Source organism: Streptomyces sp. NPDC005774 (assembly GCF_042871645.1).
Taxonomy (GTDB): Bacteria; Actinomycetota; Actinomycetes; order Streptomycetales; family Streptomycetaceae; genus Streptomyces; species Streptomyces pratens.
The window spans coordinates 174,563-188,197 of the sequence record NZ_JBIAIV010000008.1 but is presented as its reverse complement, the minus strand read 5'-3'; the positions used below and the strand labels follow the sequence as shown (position 1 = coordinate 188,197).

At 72.4% G+C, this 13,635-nt stretch carries 16 protein-coding genes; 7 read left to right on the top strand and 9 right to left on the bottom strand.

Features of this window, described 5'->3' with window-relative positions:
* Window positions 1-49 precede the first annotated feature (49 nt).
* Both ACFYQA_RS10645 and ACFYQA_RS10640 read right to left on the bottom strand, forming a co-directional pair.
* Complete coding sequence (locus ACFYQA_RS10645) at window positions 50-757, bottom strand: ArsR/SmtB family transcription factor (RefSeq protein ID WP_388914509.1); 708 nt, start codon at window positions 755-757, stop codon at window positions 50-52.
* A gap of 116 nt (window positions 758-873) precedes the next feature.
* Complete coding sequence (locus ACFYQA_RS10640) at window positions 874-1,515, bottom strand: TetR/AcrR family transcriptional regulator (RefSeq protein ID WP_388914506.1); 642 nt, start codon at window positions 1,513-1,515, stop codon at window positions 874-876.
* Between the two features lie 69 nt (window positions 1,516-1,584).
* Here ACFYQA_RS10640 and ACFYQA_RS10635 point away from each other — a divergent pair, with 69 nt between their 5' ends.
* The 3 genes from ACFYQA_RS10635 to ACFYQA_RS10625 all read left to right on the top strand — a co-directional run bounded on the left by ACFYQA_RS10635 (window position 1,585) and on the right by ACFYQA_RS10625 (window position 3,944).
* The gene (locus ACFYQA_RS10635) at window positions 1,585-2,736 is read left to right on the top strand and encodes an acyl-CoA dehydrogenase family protein (RefSeq protein ID WP_388914503.1); all 1,152 of its coding nucleotides are present in this window, start codon (window positions 1,585-1,587) and stop codon (window positions 2,734-2,736) included.
* A 157-nt stretch (window positions 2,737-2,893) separates the two neighbouring features.
* Window positions 2,894-3,181, top strand: a complete 288-nt coding sequence (locus ACFYQA_RS10630; protein WP_388914500.1) for a YiaA/YiaB family inner membrane protein — start codon at window positions 2,894-2,896, stop codon at window positions 3,179-3,181.
* Between the two features lie 115 nt (window positions 3,182-3,296).
* A complete protein-coding gene (locus ACFYQA_RS10625; protein ID WP_388914497.1) occupies window positions 3,297-3,944 on the top strand; it encodes a TetR/AcrR family transcriptional regulator in 648 nt (215 codons plus the stop codon).
* 18 nt (window positions 3,945-3,962) lie between these two features.
* Here ACFYQA_RS10625 and ACFYQA_RS10620 read toward each other — a convergent pair whose 3' ends face one another.
* Window positions 3,963-4,424 carry a MaoC family dehydratase gene (locus tag ACFYQA_RS10620; RefSeq protein ID WP_388914494.1) on the bottom strand — a complete coding sequence of 154 codons (462 nt, stop codon included), beginning with the start codon at window positions 4,422-4,424 and terminating at the stop codon, window positions 3,963-3,965.
* Window positions 4,425-4,555: 131 nt separating this feature from the next.
* On the opposite strand from ACFYQA_RS10620, the gene soxR reads away from it, so the two are divergent.
* Window positions 4,556-5,056 (top strand): redox-sensitive transcriptional activator SoxR, encoded by a 501-nt coding sequence (gene soxR / locus ACFYQA_RS10615; protein ID WP_386399977.1) that lies wholly within the window; start codon window positions 4,556-4,558, stop codon window positions 5,054-5,056.
* 39 nt (window positions 5,057-5,095) lie between these two features.
* Here soxR and ACFYQA_RS10610 read toward each other — a convergent pair whose 3' ends face one another.
* Both ACFYQA_RS10610 and ACFYQA_RS10605 read right to left on the bottom strand, forming a co-directional pair.
* On the bottom strand, window positions 5,096-5,698 hold the full coding sequence (locus tag ACFYQA_RS10610; RefSeq protein WP_388914491.1) for a hypothetical protein: 603 nt from the start codon (window positions 5,696-5,698) through the stop codon (window positions 5,096-5,098).
* 589 nt (window positions 5,699-6,287) lie between these two features.
* Window positions 6,288-7,592, bottom strand: a complete 1,305-nt coding sequence (locus tag ACFYQA_RS10605) for an exo-beta-N-acetylmuramidase NamZ domain-containing protein (RefSeq protein WP_388914488.1) — start codon at window positions 7,590-7,592, stop codon at window positions 6,288-6,290.
* A 233-nt stretch (window positions 7,593-7,825) separates the two neighbouring features.
* Here ACFYQA_RS10605 and ACFYQA_RS10600 point away from each other — a divergent pair, with 233 nt between their 5' ends.
* Both ACFYQA_RS10600 and ACFYQA_RS10595 read left to right on the top strand, forming a co-directional pair.
* Window positions 7,826-8,599: an SDR family oxidoreductase gene (locus ACFYQA_RS10600; RefSeq protein WP_388914485.1), complete on the top strand. Its 774-nt coding sequence runs from the start codon at window positions 7,826-7,828 to the stop codon at window positions 8,597-8,599.
* 176 nt (window positions 8,600-8,775) lie between these two features.
* On the top strand, window positions 8,776-9,369 hold the full coding sequence (locus ACFYQA_RS10595) for a TetR/AcrR family transcriptional regulator (RefSeq protein WP_388914482.1): 594 nt from the start codon (window positions 8,776-8,778) through the stop codon (window positions 9,367-9,369).
* 49 nt (window positions 9,370-9,418) lie between these two features.
* On the opposite strand, the gene ACFYQA_RS10590 is transcribed toward ACFYQA_RS10595, so the two are convergent.
* Both ACFYQA_RS10590 and ACFYQA_RS10585 read right to left on the bottom strand, forming a co-directional pair.
* Window positions 9,419-10,633, bottom strand: coding sequence for an acyl-CoA dehydrogenase family protein (locus tag ACFYQA_RS10590; RefSeq protein ID WP_388914479.1), 1,215 nt, complete (start codon window positions 10,631-10,633; stop codon window positions 9,419-9,421).
* Window positions 10,634-10,636: 3 nt separating this feature from the next.
* The gene (locus ACFYQA_RS10585) at window positions 10,637-11,683 is read right to left on the bottom strand and encodes a phosphotransferase family protein (RefSeq protein ID WP_388914476.1); all 1,047 of its coding nucleotides are present in this window, start codon (window positions 11,681-11,683) and stop codon (window positions 10,637-10,639) included.
* A gap of 213 nt (window positions 11,684-11,896) precedes the next feature.
* Between ACFYQA_RS10585 and ACFYQA_RS10580 the strand changes: the two genes are divergently transcribed.
* On the top strand, window positions 11,897-12,865 hold the full coding sequence (locus tag ACFYQA_RS10580) for an NADP-dependent oxidoreductase (RefSeq protein ID WP_388914473.1): 969 nt from the start codon (window positions 11,897-11,899) through the stop codon (window positions 12,863-12,865).
* A 25-nt stretch (window positions 12,866-12,890) separates the two neighbouring features.
* On the opposite strand, the gene ACFYQA_RS10575 is transcribed toward ACFYQA_RS10580, so the two are convergent.
* Together ACFYQA_RS10575 and ACFYQA_RS10570 are read right to left on the bottom strand one after the other, a co-directional pair.
* The gene (locus ACFYQA_RS10575; protein ID WP_388914641.1) at window positions 12,891-13,226 is read right to left on the bottom strand and encodes a DUF202 domain-containing protein; all 336 of its coding nucleotides are present in this window, start codon (window positions 13,224-13,226) and stop codon (window positions 12,891-12,893) included.
* Window positions 13,223-13,615, bottom strand: coding sequence for a YidH family protein (locus ACFYQA_RS10570; protein WP_388914470.1), 393 nt, complete (start codon window positions 13,613-13,615; stop codon window positions 13,223-13,225). Before ACFYQA_RS10570 ends, ACFYQA_RS10575 begins: the two co-directional genes overlap by 4 nt.
* Between the last annotated feature and the right edge of the window lie 20 nt (window positions 13,616-13,635).

The following is a 13,635-nucleotide window of genomic DNA, read 5'->3' as shown; positions in this document are numbered from 1 at the left end:
CGGACCCGGCGAGCGGGTCGGTGGGCGGGCCGGTGGCCGCCGGCCTCCGTCACAGGGTCGACTGCTCGATGCCCAGCAGCTCCGACAGTGCCCGCGCGCCCTCCTCCGTCACCTTCACCGCGCGCTCGGAGCCGATGCGGACGCACCACCGCACGTCCAGGGCATGCCGGCACAAGGCCGCCCCGGCGGCTCCGGCGAGGTGGGGGCGGCGTTCCGTCCAGTCCAGGCAGGCGCGGGCCAGCGGGCGGCGGGCGCTCCGGTCGAGGCCGATGCCGAGGGCGTCGAACCAGCGCAGGCCCGTCCCGGTGAGCGCGAACCCGGTGTCCTGGAGCAGCAGCCCGCGGGCCGTGAACGCGTCCGTGACCGCGATTCCGAGCCGGCCGGCGAGATGGTCGTAGCAGGTCCGCCCGCGGGCCGCCGCCGAGCCCGCACCCGCCTGCCGCAGGGTGCGCGGACGCCGGTGCGCATCCGGGGCGATCTGCGCGGTCAGTTCCTCCACCAGCTGGGCGGCCCGCGCGTCGGCGAGCCGTACGTACCGGTGCCGGCCCTGCCGTTCCTCGGCGAGCAGCCCGCCGGCAACGAGCTTGCCCAGATGCCCGCTCAGCGTGGAGGGGGCGACACCCGCGTGCCGCGCCAGCTCGCCCGCCGTCCAGGCCCGGCCGTCCAGCAGTGCCAGCAGACACGCGGCCCGGGTCTCGTCGGCGAGCAGTCCGGCGAGCCGTGCGAGTCCGGCGGCCCGGGGGTCCTTCGTGGTCATGCGCCCCAGCATGCGGTACGGACACTTCGGCGACGGCCGAACCGTACGGTCGGGCTGACCCCCTGACCCCCTGACCCCTGTCCGCACCCGTGTCGCCCGCGGGAGGTCCTGAGGTCCTACTCGGCGCTCCGCACCTGCTCGTACTGCCCGGCCAGGCCGTCCAGCAGCGCTGTCAGGCCCGTCTCGAAGGCTCGCTCGTCGATCTTCTCCTGCTTCTCGGCGAGCAGATGGGCCTGGCCGAGGTGGGGATAGTCGGCGGGGTCGTAGGCGCCGGCGTCGTCCACGAAGCCTCCAGCGAAGGAGCCGAGCGCCGAACCCATGATGAAGTACCGCATCAGCGCGCCGATGGACGTGGCCTGCGCGGGCGGCCAGCCCGCCTCGGCCATCGCGCCGTAGACCGCGTCGGCGAGCCGCAGGGCGGCCGGGCGGCGGCCGGGACCGCGGGCCAGGACCGGCACGATGTTGGGGTGGGCGCGCAGCGCCGCCCGGTAGGAGACGGCCCAGTCGTGCAGCGCGGTCCGCCAGTCCCGGGCGTCCTCGAACATCGACAGGTCGACCAGTGCGCTCACCGAGTCGGCCACCGCCTCCAGGATCTCGTCCTTGGTGCGGAAGTGGTTGTAGAGCGAGGGCCCGCTGACCCCCAGCTGTGCGGCGAGCCGGCGTGTGGAGAGGGCCGCCAGGCCCTCCGCGTCCACGAGCTCCCGGGCCGTTTCGACGATCCGGTCGGTGCTGAGCAAGGGCTTGCGCGGTCGGGCCATGGCGCACATAGTAGGGCTGGACCAGAAAACTAGCAGTGGTAATTAAAATCCCGGGGTTGGGTGACTGTCATGAACCTGGAGCTCAGCGAGGAGCAGAGCGCCGTCCGCCGGCTCGCCCGGGACTTCGTCGAGCGTGAGGTCGTGCCCCACGCCACGGCCTGGGACCGAGCGGAGGAGGTCGACCGGGGCATCGTGAAGAAACTCGGCGACCTCGGCTTTCTCGGGCTGACGATCGACGAGCGGTACGGCGGCTGCGGCGGCGACCATCTCGCGTACTGCCTGGTCACCGAGGAACTGGGCCGCGGCGACTCCTCCGTGCGCGGGATCGTCTCCGTGTCCCTGGGGCTGGTCGCCAAGACCGTCGCCGCGTGGGGCAGCGAGGAGCAGAAGCGGACCTGGCTCCCCGGGCTCACCTCCGGCACGTACGTCGGCTGCTTCGGCCTCACCGAGCCGGGCACCGGTTCCGACGCCGGCAACCTCTCCACCCGGGCGGTGCGCGACGGCGACGACTACGTCGTCAACGGCACCAAGGCGTTCATCACCAACGGCACCTGGGCCGATGTCGTCCTGTTGTTCGCCCGGTCCACCGACGCCCCCGGCCACAAGGGCGTGTCCGCCTTCCTCGTGCCCGCCGACGCCCCCGGCCTGACCCGCCGCACCCTGCACGGAAAGCTCGGCCTGCGCGGCCAGGCCACCGCCGAGCTGGTGCTGGAGGACGTGCGTGTGCCCGCGTCGGCGATGCTGGCCCCCGAGGGCAAGGGTTTCTCCGTCGCCATGTCCGCCCTCGCCAAGGGGCGCATGTCGGTCGCCGCGGGCTGTGTCGGCATAGCCCAGGCCGCGCTCGACGCGGCCGTGCGGTACGCGGGGGAGCGCGAGCAGTTCGGGAAGACCATCGCCCATCACCAGCTCGTCCAGGAACTGATCAGCGACATCGCCGTGGACGTCGACGCCGCCCGGCTGCTGACCTGGCGGGTCGCCGATCTGATCGACCGCGGCCGGCCGTTCGCCGTCGAGTCCTCCAAGGCCAAGCTCTTCGCCTCGGAGGCGGCCGTCCGCGCCGCCAACAACGCCCTCCAGGTCTACGGCGGTTACGGCTACATCGACGAGTACCCGGCGGGCAAGCTGCTGCGCGACGCCCGCGTCATGACGCTCTACGAGGGCACGAGCCAGATCCAGAAGCTGGTCATCGGCCGTGCGCTGACCGGGGTTTCGGCGTTCTGAGACGGGGAGACCGCCGGGCGGGACCGCACGGACGGGGCGGACCGGGCGGGGCGGATCAGGGGGAGGAGGCGGACCGGCCGGTCTGAGTAGCCGGTCCGTGGCGGGTCTGAGTATCCTGACGGATGCGCGGAGTACCGCGGTCGCCGACCCTGTTCCCATGAGCGACACACCCCTCAAGCAGCACAATACGGCGGCCTTCTACGGTCAGGCCGTCGCATCGTTCGCCGTCGCCCTGGGCGCGACCGCCTTCGGTATCGTCCGGCTCGACGCCAACGCCTGGGTGCGCGGCTTCATGGCGATCGCCGTCCTGTACCTCGTCACCTCCGCCTTCACCCTGGCCAAGGTCATCCGTGACCGCCAGGAGGCCGGGCAGATCGTGAGCCGGGTGGACCAGGCGCGGCTGGAGAAGCTCCTCGCGGAGCACGACCCGTTCGAAAAGCTGTGAGCGCTCCGTGGCGTGGCGGCCGGTCCCCGCTCGGGCGAGTGGGCGGGAACCGGTCCTAAGCGATCGCTCACCCTTGCCGGTATGGTGTTACCCCTGCCAGTGAATGGGGTGAGCGATGAGTACGGCGGAGGAGACGGCCGGCGCCGAGGCGCAGCCGTGGGGTGAGGTCACGCCCGACGCGGCCCGACGGCTGCTGCTCGCCGCCGTCGAGGCGTTCGCGGAGCGTGGCTACCACGCCACGACGACCCGCGACATCGCGGGCCGCGCCGGCATGAGCCCGGCCGCGCTCTACATCCACTACAAGACCAAGGAAGAGCTGCTCCACCGCATCAGCAGGATCGGCCACGAGAAGGCCCTGGACATCCTGCGTACCGCGGCCCGTGCCGAGGGCAGCCCGACCCGGCGCCTCGCCGAGGCCGTGAGTTCCTTCGTCCGCTGGCACGCGGGCGGACGCACCACCGCGCGGGTCGTGCAGTACGAACTCGACTCGCTCGGCTCCGACGCCCGAGCCGAGATCATTGCCCTGCGCCGGCAGGTCGACGCCGAGGTGCGCGGGATCATCGAGGAGGGTGTGCGCTCGGGCGAGTTCGACGTCCCCGACGTGCGGGGAACCACCCTCGCCGTGCTCTCCCTCTGCATCGACGTGGCACGCTGGTTCAACGTCAACGGCTCCCGAACCCCCGAGGAGGTCGGCGCCCTCTACGCCGACCTCGTCCTGCGCATGGTCGGCGCCGAGCGCACGGACACGACCCAGGGGGAGTAGCGCGCGGCCCGCCGGGCCTCAGAGGTAGTACCGGGCCACCGACTCGGCCACGCACACCGGCTTGTCGCCGCCCTCGCGCTCCACGGTGAACGCCGTGGTCACCTGGACACCGCCCCCCACCTCGTCGACGGCGGTGATCTTCGCGGTGGCGCGCACCCGTGATCCCACCGGGACGGGCGCGGGGAAACGCACCTTGTTCGTTCCGTAGTTGACGCCCATCCGCACGCCCTCGACGGAGAGCAGCTGCGGGCCGAACAGCGGCAGCAGCGACAGCGTCAGATAGCCGTGCGCGATGGTCGTGCCGAACGGCCCCGCCGCGGCCCGCTCCGGGTCGACGTGAATCCACTGGTGGTCCCCGGTGGCCTCGGCGAACAGATCGATCCGCTTCTGGTCGACCTCCAGCCAGTCCGTGTACCCCAGCTGCTCACCCACCGCCGCCTTCAGATCGTCGACGGACGTGAAGATTCTCGGCTCTGCCATGTCCCGGCCTCCCGCGTCACGTGATCGCACGCGCCACCCGCGCGCATGCCTAAGCGACTGCTTAGCATGGTCGGCCGTACGGCCCTTGTCAACGGACCGGCGACCGCGTCGGAGTGGGTAGCCTTCGGGGCGTGCCCCAGATTCCGGAGAAGATCCACGAGCTCACGGTCGGCCGGCTCGCCGCGCGCAGCGGCGCCGCCGTCTCGGCCCTGCACTTCTACGAGTCCAAAGGCCTGATCAGCAGCCGGCGCACCTCGGGCAACCAGCGCCGCTACACCCGTGACACCCTGCGCCGGGTCGCCTTCATCCGGGCCGCCCAGCGGGTCGGTATCCCGCTCGCCACGATCCGCGGGGCGCTCGCCGAACTGCCCCAGGAGCGCACCCCCACCCGGGAGGACTGGGCCCACCTCTCCGAGGTGTGGCGTACGGAGCTGGACGAGCGCATCAAGCAGCTCAACCGGCTGCGCGACCACCTCACCGACTGCATCGGCTGCGGCTGCCTCTCGCTGGACACCTGCGTTCTGTCCAACCCGGACGACGTCTTCGGCGACCGTCTGACGGGCTCCCGGCTGCTGACCGAGAAAGGACTCTCCGGGCCGGGCACCCCGCAGGCCGGCACCGGCACCGCGTGACAGTGGGGGCGCGGCATCCCCGGCGCACCCCCACACTCCTCAGGCCGACACCAGCGCCTTCGACCGCCTGGCGTCCGCCAGCGCCTCGGTCGTCAGGACGGGGCGCGGCACCAGGATTCCGCAGTTCGCGCAGACCGGTCCCGCCGATGGCTCGTGGTCCAGGCCGTACCGCCACCTGAGCCGTTCCCCCCGGCACACGGGGCAGGCCGCGCCCGGCTCGCGCTCCAGCGCGGCGATCAGCCGCCGCAGCACCTCGGCCAGCGCTTCCCGCGGATGCACCCCCGGGTCGTCGCACCAGGCCACGCCGAAACCGCCCCAGGTCAGCCGGTGCCAGTCGTCCACACTGCCCGGCCTACGCAGGCCGCCGTGCTTCTCCTTCCTGCGGCGCTCGGCGAATTCCACCTCGTAGCCCAGCCAGACCGCGCGGGCCTCCTCCAGCTCGTCCAGTGCGGCCACGAGCCGCGCCGGGTCGACGGAGCGGTCCTCGGGGTCGAACCCCGCACGCGCGCACAGATGGTCCCAGGTCGCCCTGTGCCCGTACGGAGCGAACCGTTCAAGGCACTTGCGCAGCGAATAGCGCCGCAGTGCCAGGTCGCACCGCGGATCTCGGACCTGTCTCGCCAGACTTCGGAAACCGGCCATCGTCCTGCACCTCCGTCACACCTGCACCTGTAATCCGGTCACTTCGGCGTCGTCGAACGGACGTCGTCGAATAGACGTATCGACAAGCGAATCGGCTCCATCCTTTTTTCCGACGGCCTCCCTCGGCCGGTCGCGCGGAGCTCTGAGTCAACTTCATTGACCCGTGCTTCAGTCGTGATTCCCCACGGCGGTCCCGTGGTCCGCTCCACGGTCGTCTCCGCGGTCATGCCCATGGTTGCCTCCCTCGCCGTTCCGCTCGCCGCCCCGGTTCCCGGCGGCTGCCCGGGCGGGCCCGTGCGCATACCCGGCGGGAACCTCCCGGCACTCCGGCCCGTCGGGGAGACGCCCGTGCCGCGGCGTACCGCGCGCATCACCCTCGACAGACGGAGAACTCCCCGCGGCCTCCACGGGTTCCTGAAGGCCGCGGTGTTATGCGCACCGATCGTGTCCCTGATCACCCCGCCGTCCCGGAGAGCGCCACCGGGGCGGTGTCCACGCAGGTGACAGCGGTGAAGGGCCGGCACATGCCGAGCGCCCCGGACGGCGGCGGTCGGCCGCTGTCCGGGGCGCCGGTGTCCGGGGCGCGCGCTCAGCGGTACAGCAGGTACTCCCGCCGCGTCTGCCGGAACGCCGCCAGTTCCTCCCGCCAGCCGGCCACCACCTCGTCCGTGTCCGCACCCGCGTCGACCATCGTGCGCACCCGTTCGGAGCCGGTGAGCTTGTCGATCCAGTAGTCCGGGCGCCAGGCGAAACCGCTCCACGTCCGTTTCGCGCTCACCAGCAGTCCCACCCCCGTACGTACCGGATCGAACGCCTCCCGGTCGTGCACATGGAGCTGCACACCCCCGACCGTCTTCCCCTGGAACTTGGAGAAGGTGGGGGCGAAGTACGCCTCACGCAGCCGCACGCCCGCCAGACCCAGGCCGTTCGCCTCGGCCGCCCAGCGCCCGTCGATCCCCTCCGCGCCCAGGAGCTCGAACGGCCGGGTCGTCCCGCGTCCCTCGGACAGGTTGGTGCCCTCGAACAGGCACGTCCCCGCGTACACCAGGGCCGTCTCGGGCGTCGGCATGTTCGGGCTGGGCGGCACCCAGGGCAGCCCCGAGGCGTCGTAGAAGTCGGACCGCCGCCAGCCCGACATCCGTACCGTCTCCAGCCGCACCGGCGCGGTCAGGAACTCGGCGTTGAACAGCCGTGCCAGCTCCGCCACCGTCATCCCGTGCGCCTGCGCGATCGGCTGCCGCCCGACGAACGTCGCGAACTCCGGGTGCAGCACGGGCCCCAGGGCTGCCCGCCCGGTCACCGGGTTCGGCCGGTCGAGGACCACGAACCGCTTGCCCGCGAGCTGCGCCGCTTCCATGCAGTCGTAGAGCGTCCAGATGTACGTGTAGAAGCGGGCGCCCGCGTCCTGGATGTCGAAGACGACCGTGTCGACGCCCGACGCGGTGAAGACGTCGGCGAGCGGCCGGCCGCTCTTCAGGTACGTGTCGTAGACGGGCAGTCCGGTCGCCGGGTCGTCGTAGCGGCCCTCCGAGCCGCCCGCCTGCGCGGTGCCCCGGAAACCGTGCTCGGGGCCGAACACGGCGGTCAGGTCCACGCGGTCGTCGGCGTGCATGACGTCGACGATGTGCCGCACGTCCCGGGTGATGCCCGTCGGGTTGGTGACCACGCCGACCCGCTCCCCGTCGAGCGGCGCGTAACCGTCCGCGGCGAGCTGCTCGAAGCCGGTGCGCAGGCGCCGGCCCCCGGTCGCCGGGGCCGCCCGCCCGGATTCCGTGGGTCCTTCCGTAGGGCCCGTACGGCCCTGGGCGGCCGCCGCGGAGGCCGCCGGGGTCGCGGCGGAGGCCGCGAGGGTGGCTGTGGTGGTGGCGAGCAGGCTCCGTCTGGACAGTCTCATACCGTGACCTCCGTGATCGCTGCCGGTGTCATGCCCACGCACGTTAACGCGCGTGAACCGCTCGGGGAACGAGCCGGACCGCCGCCGTTCGGCGCTTCTCTTCCGCACGGCATACCGACCGGTTAGTCTGGCGCGACGCGTCGCACGGCCACGTGGTCGTGCGGCCGAGGCGGCCATGTGGTCATGCCGTCACATGGCCGGGAAGCAACCGGGCAGCCGTGCCGAAGGAGCCGATGGTGGAAGCCGTACAGGGTGCGAAGGTGATCGTCACGGGGGCCGGGGGCGGCATCGGGGCGGCACTCGCCCGCCGCTTCGCCGGCCAGGGGGCCCTGGTCGTCGTCAACGACCTGGACGCCGACCGAGCCAAGGCCGTCGCCGACGAGATCGGCGGCATCGCGGTCCCGGGCGATGCCTCGTCCGTCGTCACCGACGCCCGCGACGCGCTCGGCGGCACGGTCGACGTCTACTGCGCCAACGCCGGCGTCGGCCGCGACGGCGGGGAACCCGGCGAACCGCTCGACGAGCAGGGCTGGGCGCTCTCCTGGGACGTCAACGTCATGGCCCACGTCCGCGCGGCGCACGCGCTGCTTCCGGACTGGCTGGAGCGCGGCAGCGGCCGCTTCGTCTCCACCGTCTCCGCCGCCGGACTCCTCACCATGATCGGCACGGCCCCCTACAGCGTCACCAAGCACGGCGCCTACGCCTTCGCCGAGTGGCTGTCGCTGACGTACCGCCACCGGGGGGTGAAGGTCCACGCGATCTGTCCTCAGGGCGTACGCACCGACATGCTCACCGCCAGCGGCAGTGCGGGCGACCTGGTCCTCAGACCGACCGCGATCGAGCCGGACGACGTGGCCGACGCGCTGTTCCGCGGCATCGACGAGGACCGCTTCCTGATCCTGCCGCACCCCGAGGTCGCCGAGTACTACCAGGCCCGCGCCGCCGACCCTGAGCGCTGGCTCGGCGGAATGAACCGCATCCAGCGGCACTGGGAGTCCACCCGGTGAAACCGGTACGCGGGAAGGTCCCGCGTACCGCGATGCGGTCCTGCCCGACGCGCCGGGGCCGCGGGGTGGGAAGATCCTTGTCGGGGTAACGGACCGAGCGCCCCGGCCGATGACGGCCGGCGGTACCGGCAGGGTCCGACGACGACCGGCAGTGACACGGAAGGCAGGTGGCGGAAGTGGCCAGGACGACGGACGGCGACGGGCCCCCGGTGCCGCAGCGGCTCCTGGCCGCCGCCACCCGGCTCTTCGCCGAGCAGGGCTACGACCGCACTTCGGTGCAGGAGATCGTCGAGGCGGCCGGAGTCACCAAGGGTGCGCTCTACCACTACTTCGGCTCCAAGGACGACCTGCTGCACGAGGTCTACGCGCGCGTGCTGCGTGTCCAGCAGGAGCGTCTGGACGCCTACGCGAACGCCGACGAGCCGATCGAGAAGCGCCTGCGGGGCGCGGCGGCCGACGTCGTCGTCACGACGATCGAGAACCTCGACGACGCGTCGATCTTCTTCCGCTCCATGCACCATCTGAGTCCGGAGAAGAACAAGCAGGTACGGGCCGAGCGCCGCCGCTACCACGAGCGCTTCCGCGCGCTGGTCGAGGAAGGCCAGGCGGCGGGCGTGTTCTCCACGGCGACCCCGGCCGACCTGGTGGTGGACTACCACTTCGGCTCCGTCCACCACCTGTCGACCTGGTACCGCCCCGACGGCCCCCTCACCCCGCAGCAGGTCGCCGACCACCTCGCCGACCTGCTGCTGCGCGCCCTGCGGCCCTGAGGCGCCGGGGGCCCCGGGCCCCGCAGAACCGGGGCCCGGGCACCGGGGCCTAGCGGTACTTCTTGATCTCCCGCCGCGCCAGCGACCGCTGGTGCACCTCGTCCGGTCCATCGGCGATCATCAGGGTCCGGGCGGCCGCGTACAGCTCGGCCAGCGGGTGGTCCTGGCTGACCCCGCCCGCACCGTACAACTGGATGGCCCGGTCGAGGATGCCGACGACCGTGCGCGGGGTCGCGATCTTGATGGCCTGGATCTCGGTGTGCGCGCCCCGGTTGCCGACCGTGTCCATCATCCAGGCCGTCTTCAGCACCAGCAGCCGCAACTGCTCGACGGCGACCCGCGCGTCCGCGATCCAGTTCTGCACGACACCCTGCTGGGCCAGCGACTTACCGAAGGCGTCACGGGACACGGCCCGCCGGCACATCAGCTCGATCGCCCGCTCGGCCATGCCGATCAGCCGCATGCAGTGGTGGATCCGACCGGGACCGAGCCGGGCCTGCGCGATGGCGAAGCCGCCGCCCTCCTCGCCGATCAGGTTCGACACCGGCACGCGGGCCCGGTCGAAGACCACCTCGGCATGGCCGCCGTGGGAGTGGTCCTCGTAGCCGAACACCCGCATAGCGCGTGTGATCGTGACGCCCGGGGTGTCGCGCGGCACCAGGACCATGGACTGCTGGCGGCGGACGTCGGCCCCGCCCGGGTCGGTCTTGCCCATCACGATGAAGATCCGGCAGTCCGGGTGCATCGCCCCGGAGATGTACCACTTGCGGCCGGTGATGACGTAGTCGTCGCCCTCCCGCTCGATCCGCGTGGTGATGTTGGTGGCGTCCGAGGAGGCCACGTCCGGCTCGGTCATCGCGAACGCCGAGCGGATCTCACCCGCCAGCAGCGGCTCCAGCCACTGCTTCTGCTGCCGCTCGTCGCCGAACTGCGCCAGCACCTCCATGTTGCCGGTGTCGGGCGCCGCGCAGTTCGTCACCGTGGGCGCCAGCTGCGGGGAGCGGCCCATGATCTCGGCGAGCGGCGCGTACTGGAGGTTGGTGAGCCCGGCACCGTGCGCGGAGCCGGGCAGGAACAGGTTCCACAGGCCCCGCCTGCGTGCCTCGGCCTTGAGCTCCTCCACGACCGGAGGGCTCGCCCACGGCGAGTCCAGCGCGGCACGCTGCTCGTCGGCGACCCGCTCGGCGGGGAGGACGTGCCCGTCCATGAAGGCGAGGAGTGCGGCCCGCAGTTCCTCGGTGCGCGCGTCGAACGTGAAGTCCATGGTTCAGCCCTTCCGGAGGCCTTCGCGAAGCGTGGTCAGACCGTGCTCGATAAAAACGGGGACGAGATCGCCGATGCGGTCGAAGCCGGGGCCGACGGTCTGCCCCAGCGTGTAGCGGTAGTGGATGCCCTCGAGGATCACCGCGAGCTTGAACCAGGCGAACGCCGTGTACCAGGCGACCCCGGAGACGTCGCGGCCCGAACGGGCGGCGTACCGCTCGATCAGCTCGGCGGGCGACGGATGCCCGGGGGCCTCGGCGGTCGTGGAGACCGGGGAGTCGGGCATGCCCAGCGGCATGCCGTACATCACCAGCAGACCGAGGTCGGTCAGCGGATCACCGAGTGTGGACATCTCCCAGTCGAGGACCGCCCGGATCGAGTCGGCGTCCCCCTCGGCGCTCGCGATCAGGACGTTGTCCAGGCGGTAGTCGCCGTGCACCACGGACGGCGCGGGGGAACGGGGCAGCTCCCGGCCGAGCGCGGCGTGCAGTTCGTCGATCCCGGCCAGCTCCCGGTTGCGGGAGGCGTCCAGCTGCTTGCCCCAGCGCCGCAGCTGCCGGTCCAGGAAGCCCTCGGGGCGGCCGAAGTCGGCCAGGCCCACCTCACCGGGGTCCACCGCGTGCAGGTCGACCAGCGTGTCCACCAGGGCGAGCACCACCCGCCGGGTGCGCTCCGGGCCGAGCGGTGCCAGCTGGTCCGCCGTCCGGTACGGGGTGCCCTCGACGAACTCCATGACGTAGAAGGGCGCCCCGAGCACCTCCTCGTCCTCGCACAGCAGCACCGTGCGGGGCACCGGGACGGGAGTGGGGTGCAGCGCGCTGATCACGCGGTGCTCGCGCCTCATGTCGTGCGCGGTGGCCAGGACATGCCCGAGCGGCGGACGCCGTACCACCCATTTCGCGGTGCCGTCGGAGACCGCGTAGGTGAGGTTCGACCTGCCGCCCTCGATCAGCCGGCCGGAGAGCGGGCCGTTCACCAGACCGGGCCGCTCCCGGCCGAGCAGCGCGCCCAGCCGGTCGAGATCCAGTCCGGGCGGGTGGTCGGGGCTCATACTCGCTCCTACGGGCCGGTGACAGTACCCGACACATGATGCCGACCAGTCGGTATGCCGTCCAGGGCGAGGGTGAAACGTGATCGGGGCCACGAGGAGAACCCGCCCCGCCGGTGTGCGGCAGGGAGGCCGTGCCGTGAACGGCCCGACCCCGGTATTCCGGCCTCGGTATTCCACTTGCGCGGCGGGAGACGACAGCGAAGGCTCTACCCCATGAAGGCGATCAGCTATGCGCGGTACGGCGGCCCCGAGGTACTCGAACTCACGGAGATGCCGGAGCCCCGGGTCGGCCCCGACTCGGTGCTGGTGAAGGTGCGGGCGGCAGCCGTCAACCCGGTCGACTGGAAGTGCCGCGAAGGCTACCTCGACCAGGTCCTGGCCCCGGTGTTCCCCGTGGTTCCGGGCTGGGACGTCTCGGGCGTGGTGGTACGACCGGGCGCCGCCGTCCCCGAGTTCGCCGCCGGCGACGAGGTCATCGGCTATGTGCGTGAGGACTTCCTCTCCCGCGGCACCTTCGCCGAGTACGTGGCCGCCCCGGTACGGGCCCTCGCGCGCAAGCCGCGCACCCTGTCCTTCGAGGAGGCCGCGGGACTGCCCCTCGCGGGACTCACCGCCTACCAGGTGCTGCACAAGGTCCTGCGGGTGAAGCGGGGCGAGACCGTCCTGGTGCACGCCGCGGCCGGCGGTGTCGGCTCCATCGCCGTCCAGCTCGCCGTGCACCTCGGCGCCCGCGTCCTCGGTACGGCGAGCGAGCGCAACCACGACTTCGTCCGAAGCCTGGGCGGGGAGCCGGTGGCCTACGGCGACGGCCTCGCCGAGCGGCTGCGGGGGCTGGCCCCGGCCGGCGTGGACGCCGCGTTCGACTCGGTCGGCGGTGACGCCCTGAAGGCCTCCGCCACCGCCCTGGCCTCCGAGGGCCGGCTCGCGTCGATCGCCGACCCCGCCGTCGTGGAGTACAGCGGCAGCTACTGGTTCGTCCGCCCCGACCCGCAGGATCTGGGGCACCTGTCCGAACTGGCGGAACGGGGTGTGGTGAGCGTGCACGTCTCCGAGACGTTCCCGCTGGAACGCGCGGCGGATGCCCACCGCCTCAACCAGGAGGGCCGGACCAGGGGGAAGATCGTGGTGACGGTGGACGGGGAGACGGTGGACGGGGAAGCGGGAGGGAGGGACGGCCGGTAGGACGGCCGTCCGTCGGCCACGTACGTCAGCCCTGGAGGACGAGGGCCGCCCCGCACACGGCCAGGGCCGTGGTGCACAGCACCGCAGCGGCGAGGTGCCGCGGGGTGGCGGCGGCCGGGGCGCCGGTGGCCGAGAGGGTGCGGATCCGGCGGTGGGCGACCAGGAGGAACCCCAGCCAGCAGGCGCAGCACAGCGCGCACAGGACCACCCCGGGGGCCGAGACCCCGCCGTGCAGCGCGGTCCGTACCGCCAGGACGGACGCGACCGTGCACGCCAGGGTCGTACGGCGCCACGCGAGCCGGGTCCGCTCGGGCTGCAGCCCCGGGTCCCGGTCCGCCCGTACCGCGGCCGGGCCGGTCACCCGTTCCACCCGGCGAGCACCACGACGACCATCACCACGGCGACGACGGCGACGACCAGACTCAGCATCACCGGGAACTGAGACACCGGAAGGTCCTCGCCGCGCCGCATGGCCCGCTCGCAGCGCACCCAGTGGTTGACCGCGCGCAGCGCGCACAGCACCCCCGCGGCGAGCAGCGCCAGCGCGAGCCCGACCCGCCAGCCCCAGCGCAGGTCCGGCAGGAACTGGTCCACGGCGAAGCCGCCGCCGATCAGTGCGAGCGCGGTCCGCAGCCAGGCCAGGAACGTGCGTTCGTTCGCCAGGGAGAACCGGTAGTCGGGCGTGTCCCCCTCCTGCCGCACGTCCTGGGGCGCGAACCACAACCGGACGTTCCGTACGAAGTCGATCACTCCGCGACCCTACCCGGGAC

What these genes read in the sequence shown, in the direction of transcription:
- ACFYQA_RS10590 (WP_388914479.1), bottom strand. Translation starts at nt 10,633, where the DNA reads ATGGACTTCACGTTCGACGCGCGCACCGAGGAACTGCGGGCCGCACTC.
- ACFYQA_RS10625 (WP_388914497.1), top strand. Translation starts at nt 3,297, where the DNA reads ATGAGTACGGCGGAGGAGACGGCCGGCGCCGAGGCGCAGCCGTGGGGT.
- ACFYQA_RS10640 (WP_388914506.1), bottom strand. Translation starts at nt 1,515, where the DNA reads ATGGCCCGACCGCGCAAGCCCTTGCTCAGCACCGACCGGATCGTCGAA.
- ACFYQA_RS10585 (WP_388914476.1), bottom strand. Translation starts at nt 11,683, where the DNA reads ATGAGCCCCGACCACCCGCCCGGACTGGATCTCGACCGGCTGGGCGCG.
- ACFYQA_RS10600 (WP_388914485.1), top strand. Translation starts at nt 7,826, where the DNA reads ATGGTGGAAGCCGTACAGGGTGCGAAGGTGATCGTCACGGGGGCCGGG.
- ACFYQA_RS10605 (WP_388914488.1), bottom strand. Translation starts at nt 7,592, where the DNA reads ATGAGACTGTCCAGACGGAGCCTGCTCGCCACCACCACAGCCACCCTC.
- ACFYQA_RS10580 (WP_388914473.1), top strand. Translation starts at nt 11,897, where the DNA reads ATGAAGGCGATCAGCTATGCGCGGTACGGCGGCCCCGAGGTACTCGAA.
- ACFYQA_RS10635 (WP_388914503.1), top strand. Translation starts at nt 1,585, where the DNA reads ATGAACCTGGAGCTCAGCGAGGAGCAGAGCGCCGTCCGCCGGCTCGCC.
- ACFYQA_RS10645 (WP_388914509.1), bottom strand. Translation starts at nt 757, where the DNA reads ATGACCACGAAGGACCCCCGGGCCGCCGGACTCGCACGGCTCGCCGGA.
- ACFYQA_RS10630 (WP_388914500.1), top strand. Translation starts at nt 2,894, where the DNA reads ATGAGCGACACACCCCTCAAGCAGCACAATACGGCGGCCTTCTACGGT.
- ACFYQA_RS10620 (WP_388914494.1), bottom strand. Translation starts at nt 4,424, where the DNA reads ATGGCAGAGCCGAGAATCTTCACGTCCGTCGACGATCTGAAGGCGGCG.
- ACFYQA_RS10610 (WP_388914491.1), bottom strand. Translation starts at nt 5,698, where the DNA reads ATGGCCGGTTTCCGAAGTCTGGCGAGACAGGTCCGAGATCCGCGGTGC.